Consider the following 3924-nt stretch of genomic DNA (forward strand, 5'->3'; position numbering starts at 1 on the left):
GACGCTCGTGCCGCTGGCGGCCGCGCCGCACAGCCCGGACGCGGTGCGCACCGTCGAGTCGCTCGCCGGGACGCCGGTGCAGCAGGTCTGCATCGGCTCGTGCACGAACTCGTCGTTCCGCGACCTGATGACCGTCGCCGCCGTCCTGCGCGGCCGGCGCGTGCACCCGGGCGTCAGCCTGACGATCTCGCCCGGCTCGCGCCAGGTGCTGGGAATGATCGCCGCCAACGGCGCGCTCGCGGACCTCGTCGGCGCCGGCGCCCGCATCCTCGAGTCCACCTGCGGCCCGTGCATCGGCATGGGGCAGGCCCCGCCCACCGGCGGGACCTCGCTGCGCACCTTCAACCGCAACTTCAAGGGGCGCAGCGGCACCAAGGACGCTAACGTCTACCTCGTCAGCCCGGAGACGGCGGCCGCCTCCGCGGTCGCGGGCTTCATCGCCGACCCGCGTGACCTTGGCGCGGCGCCAGCCGTCAAGCCGCCGCGCGCCTTCCTCGTCGACGACGGGATGATCCTGCCGCCCGCGGCCGACCCGGCGACGGTGGAGATCGTGCGCGGCCCGAACATCCAGCCGCTGCCCGAGGGCAAGCCGCTGCCCGAGAACCTCGAGGGCGAGGTGCTGCTCAAGGTCGGCGACGACATCACGACCGACCACATCATGCCGGCGGGCGCGAAGGTGCTGCCGCTTCGCTCGAACATCCCGGCGATCGCCGAGTTCGTCTTCGCGGCGGTGGACCCGGAGTTCCCGGCGCGGGCCAAGCGCGCGGGGACGGGCTTCGTCGTCGGCGGGCGCAACTACGGCCAGGGCTCCAGCCGCGAGCACGCGGCGCTGGCGCCGATGTACCTGGGGGTCCGCGCCGTCATCGCCAAGTCCTTCGCGCGCATCCACGCCGCGAACCTCGTGAACTTCGGCATCCTGCCGCTGACCTTCGCCCGCGAGGAGGACTACGACCGCGTCGCGCAGGGCAAGCGGGTGCGGCTCGACCTCGCCGACCTCGACCTGGGCAGCGCGTCGCTGCAGGTCGGCGCCGAGTCGATCCCGCTGAAGCATTCGCTCGCCCCGCGCGATCTGGAGATCGTGCGGGCCGGTGGCGCGCTGGCGTTCGTCAAGGCAAGAAAGGCGCAGCCATGAACCTGCAGGAGTACCAGGCCAAGACCCTGCTGGCGACCGCCGGCATCGCCATTCCGCGCGGGCGCGTCGCGCACTCCGCCGAGGAGGCCGCGGCCGTGGCGCGCGAGATCGGCGGCCCGATCGTCGTCAAGGCGCAGATCCTCGCCGGCGCGCGCGGCAAGGCCGGCGGTGTCAAGCTCGTCGACACGCCCGAGCAGGCCGCCGCGGCCGCCGCGGGCATGATCGGCCGCCACCTGATCACGACGCAGAGCGGCCCCAAGGGCGACCCCGTCGAGGCCGTCCTCGTCGAGGAGCAGGTCAAGATCGCGCGCGAGATGTTCCTCGCCTTCACGATCGACCGCTCGCAGGGGTGCGAGGCCGTGATCTCGTCGGCGGCCGGCGGCATGGAGGTCGAGGAGATCGCGGCCCGCGACCCGCGCGCGATCCTGCACGTCTCGATCACGCCGGCCTCCGGCATCTGGCCCTTCCAGGCGCGCTCGCTGAGCACGGGCCTCGGCCTGAGCGGCCGCGCGGCCTCCGCCTACCACGACGCGGTGCGCCGGCTGCTGACGCTCTTCCGCGAGCTGGACTGCTCGCTGCTGGAGATCAACCCGCTGGCCGTCACCGCCGACGAGCGCATCGTGGCCTTGGACGCGAAGATCGGCCTCGACGACCACGCGGCCTACCGCCAGCGGCTGCTCGCGGACACGGCGCGGCGCGACATCACCGACCCGGTCGAGCGCGAGGCGGACCACATCGGCGTCAGCTACGTGCACCTCGACGGCAACATCGGCTGCGTCGTCAACGGCGCCGGGCTGGCGATGTCGACGGTCGACATCCTCGCGCACCTCGGCGGCCGGGCGGCCAACTTCCTTGACGTCGGCGGCGGCGCGGACTCGGCGAAGGTCGCCTCGTCGCTGCGGCTGATCCTCCAGGACCCGGCGGTCAGGACGATCTTCGTGAACATCTTCGGCGGCATCCTGCGCTGCGACGTCTTCGCGCGCGGCTTCATCCAGGGCGTGAAGGCCGCCGGCGCGAACCTGCCGATGGTCATGCGGCTGGTCGGCACCAACCAGGAGGAAGGGCGGCGCGTGCTCGCGGAGTCCGGTCTGCCCTTCATCGTCGAGGACGACCTGGAGGCCGCCGCCCGGCGCGCGGTCGCGATCGCCGCGGGGGGCAATTGACATGGGCATCCTGCTGAATCGCACCTCCCGCGTCATCGTCCAGGGGATCACCGGCAAGGAGGGAAGCTTCCACGCCGGCCGCATGGCCGAGTACGGCACGCGCATCGTCGGCGGCGTCACCCCCGGCAAGGGCGGCACGACGCACGAGGGCATCCCCGTGTTCAGCTCCGTCGAGGACGCCGTGCGCGAGACCGGCGCCGACGTCTCCGTGATCTTCGTGCCGCCGCCGTGGGCCGCGGACGCGATCTGCGAGGCGGCGGCGGCCGGCATCGGGCTGATCGTCTGCATCACCGAGGGCATCCCGGTGCGCGACACGCTGCTGGCGGTCGGCGAGGTCCACGTCCACGGCGCGCGCCTCATCGGCCCGAACTGCCCCGGGCTGATCACGCCGGCGGCCTCCGCGAAGGTCGGCATCATGCCCGGCTCGATCCACACGCCGGGGACGGTCGGCGTGATCTCGCGCAGCGGCACGCTGACCTACGAGGTCGTCCACCAGCTCACCGGGCGCGGCCTCGGCCAGTCGACCTGCGTGGGGATCGGCGGCGACCCGGTCATCGGCACGACCTTCGTCGACTGCCTCGCGCTCTTCGAGGAAGACCCGGAGACCGAGGCGATCGTGCTCCTCGGCGAGATCGGCGGCAGCGCGGAGGAGGAGGCGGCGGCGTTCATCACCGAGCACGTGAACAAGCCGGTCTTTTCCTTCCTCGCCGGCCGCACCGCCCCGGCGGGCAAGCGCATGGGCCACGCCGGCGCCGTGATCTCGCACGGCCAGGGCGGCTGGCCGGGCAAGGCCGCGGCGCTGCGCGAGGCGGGCGTCACCGTCATCGAGAACCCGGCGCGCATGGGCGAGACCGTCGCCGCCTGGTTCGAGCGCCGCGGCGCCGAGAAGCCGGCAGTCGCGAAGAAGCCGACCCGGCGGCGCAAGGGGGCCGGCGCGTGAAGTACTGGCGCACGCCGCTGGACGCCGACCGCGTCACCGTGCCGCGCGGCGCGGTGCGCGTCGACCGCGAGCGCTGCAAGGGCTGCGGGATCTGCATCGAGTTCTGCCCGAAGAAGGTTCTCGAGCGCTCGGCGACCTTCAACGCCAAGGGCTACTACCCGCCGGAGGTGAAGGCGGGCGCCCACTGCGTCAACTGCCACTTCTGCGAGGTGCTCTGCCCGGACTTCGCGATCCACTCCACCGAGATCACGCAGCCGCCGGGCAAGGCGCGGCCCGCTGATGAGGCGACGCCCGCCGCCGAGCCGGTCGGCGCCGGCAAGGGGGCGAAGTCGTGATCACGCCGCACGCCATGACCGGCACCTGGTTCATCAACGGCGACACCGCCTGCGCCGAGGGGGCGATCGCGGCCGGCTGCCGCTTCTTCGCGGGCTACCCGATCACGCCGGCGACCGAGATCGCCGAGCGCATGGCCGAGCGGCTGCCGAAGCTCGGCGGCGTCTACATCCAGATGGAGGACGAGATCGCCTCGATGGCGGCGATCCTCGGCGCGGCCTGGGGCGGGCAGAAGACGATGACGTCCACATCGGGGCCGGGCTTCTCGCTGATGATGGAGAACCTCGGGCTGGGGCTGGTCACCGAGACCCCGTGCGTCATCGTCGACGTGCAGCGCGCCGGGCCGTCGACGGGGC

General features: G+C 73.0%; 5 protein-coding genes. All 5 read left to right on the top strand.

All coding sequences use genetic code 11. The features are described 5' to 3' along the window. Window positions 1–1132, top strand: a 1132-nt coding sequence (locus tag VI078_07910) for an aconitase family protein (protein HEY5999212.1), incomplete at its 5' end; no start/stop codon positions are given. After that, the gene (sucC, locus tag VI078_07915; protein HEY5999213.1) at window positions 1129–2295 is read left to right on the top strand and encodes an ADP-forming succinate--CoA ligase subunit beta; all 1167 of its coding nucleotides are present in this window, start codon (window positions 1129–1131) and stop codon (window positions 2293–2295) included. The genes VI078_07910 and sucC, both read left to right, overlap by 4 nt. A gap of 1 nt (window position 2296) precedes the next feature. Next, window positions 2297–3235: a succinate--CoA ligase subunit alpha gene (gene sucD, locus VI078_07920; GenBank protein ID HEY5999214.1), complete on the top strand. Its 939-nt coding sequence runs from the start codon at window positions 2297–2299 to the stop codon at window positions 3233–3235. Continuing rightward, window positions 3232–3570: a 4Fe-4S dicluster domain-containing protein gene (locus VI078_07925; protein HEY5999215.1), complete on the top strand. Its 339-nt coding sequence runs from the start codon at window positions 3232–3234 to the stop codon at window positions 3568–3570. The genes sucD and VI078_07925 overlap by 4 nt, the downstream gene beginning before the upstream one ends. A gap of 14 nt (window positions 3571–3584) precedes the next feature. Further along, window positions 3585–3924, top strand: a 340-nt coding sequence (locus tag VI078_07930) for a 2-oxoacid:acceptor oxidoreductase subunit alpha (protein HEY5999216.1), incomplete at its 3' end; no start/stop codon positions are given.

The organism is bacterium (genome assembly GCA_036524115.1).
Taxonomy (GTDB): Bacteria; JAUVQV01; JAUVQV01; order JAUVQV01; family DATDCY01; genus DATDCY01.